1 protein-coding gene is annotated in these 1,005 nt (G+C 71.3%); it reads left to right on the plus strand.

Features of this window, described 5'->3' with window-relative positions; genetic code table 11:
* The coding region (locus ABTZ94_RS37710) for an MFS transporter (RefSeq protein WP_351208008.1) at positions 1-935 on the plus strand (935 nt) is incomplete at its 5' end.
* Positions 936-1,005: the final 70 nt, after the last annotated feature.

Below are 1,005 nucleotides of genomic sequence, written 5' to 3' on the forward strand. Positions count from 1 at the left end.
GTGGAGCCATGAATCCCACCGCAAGACCGCACGAGCCCGCACCGTCGAGGACCTCATCGCAGCGTAACCAACCGGCCACCCGACAGGCTCTGAGCGGTGCGGCGACAGCGGCCGTCATCGAGCTGGCCGGTCCGGGGCAGAAGGCGCGGGCCGGGTTCGCCGCCACCGCGGCGAACATGGGTGGCCTGGGCTGCGGCCCGCTGCTCTCCGGCCTCCTCGCGCAGTACACTCCCTGGCCGCTGACGCTGCCGTTCTGGGTCCACCTGGGGCTGGTGGCTGTGGCCTGCGGGATCACCTGGTTCCTGCCGGAGACCGTGGCGGAGCCGAAGCGATGGCCTCCTCTGACGCCGCAGGGCGTCATGGTGCCTCCCGAGGTAAGGGGTGTGTTCACGCCCGCCTCAGTGGCGGCGTTCGCCGGCTTCGCGCTTCTCGGGCTGTTCACGGCGATCGCGCCAAGCTTTGCCTCGCAGACGCTGGGTGTGCGCAACCTGGCTGTTTCGGGCGCCGTGGTGTTCTCCGTTTTCCTCGCTTCGACCGTCGGGCAGTCCTTGACACAACGGATCGGCGCGCGCCTCGCGCTCCCCGTGGGGTGCGGCATCCTCGTAGTGGGTCTGCTGCTGGTGGCGTCATCACTGATCGCCGAATCCATGCTCCTGCTCGTCCTGGGGGCCCTGTGCGGCGGCACCGGCCAGGGACTGGCCTTTCGGGCGGCGCTCACCCTGGTCAGCGGCGCGGCCCCGGCACAGCATCGTGGCGGCACAATTTCGGCGTTCTTCGTCGTCGCCTACGCCGGGATCTCGGTGCCGGTGGTGGGCGTCGGCGCCATGGCCACATGGCTCGGGCTGCGCCAAGCCGGGCTGGTCTTCACGGGGTGTGTGATGCTGCTGGCGGCGGGCGCGGGAACGTACGCTGCGCGCAGACCGCCACAGACGTAACCGGTCACGGCGGCGATCGGGACGTCGGGCCGCCGCCGTGTCCGGAACCGGAGCCCCCGGGGCGGCCGGG

Origin of the sequence: Streptomyces sp. NPDC002785 (assembly GCF_040295565.1) — a bacterium.
Lineage (GTDB): Bacteria > Actinomycetota > Actinomycetes > Streptomycetales > Streptomycetaceae > Streptomyces.